At 69.1% G+C, this 531-nt stretch carries 1 protein-coding gene; it reads left to right on the top strand.

Annotated elements, in window-relative coordinates; translation table 11 throughout:
• On the top strand, positions 1 to 531 hold a 531-nt coding region (locus AC1DWF_RS38215; protein WP_476843605.1), incomplete at both ends, for an AMP-binding protein.

Genomic DNA, 531 nt, shown 5'->3' with positions numbered 1-531 from the left:
ACGCGAAGCTGAAATACATCTTCGGCATCGTGAAGCCGGGCATCGTCTTCGTGCAGGATGGTCCCACCTTCGCCAGGGCGCTGGCGGCGCTGGACCTGGACGGTGTCACGCTGATCCATGTGGACCGGCCGGCGCCGGACCGGCCGAGCCTCGCCTATGCGGATCTCGCGGCGACACCGGCGACCGGCGATGTCGCGCGCTCCATCGCCGCCATCCGGCCGGACGACGCGGCGCGCATCCTCTTCACCTCCGGCTCCACSGGGCGGCCGAAGGGCGCGATCAACACGCACGCCATGAACTGCTCGAACATCACGGCCAACGAGCAGCTGCGCGGCCGCATGCCCGGCGCGCCGCCGCCGGGCGTGCTCGCCTGGCTGCCCTGGAACCACACCATGGGCAGTTCCTCCACGCTGCTGCGCTTCACCGCCGAGGGCGGCTCCATCCATATCGACGACGGGCGGCCGGTGCCGGGGCAGTTCGAGGAGACGGTGCGGAACCTCAAGGAGATTCCGATCACCTATTTCTCCAATG

This window comes from Aminobacter sp. P4_D5 (assembly GCF_056401815.1).
The sequence above is the reverse complement of the archived record's forward strand: the minus strand, read 5'-3'. Positions and strand labels throughout refer to the sequence as shown.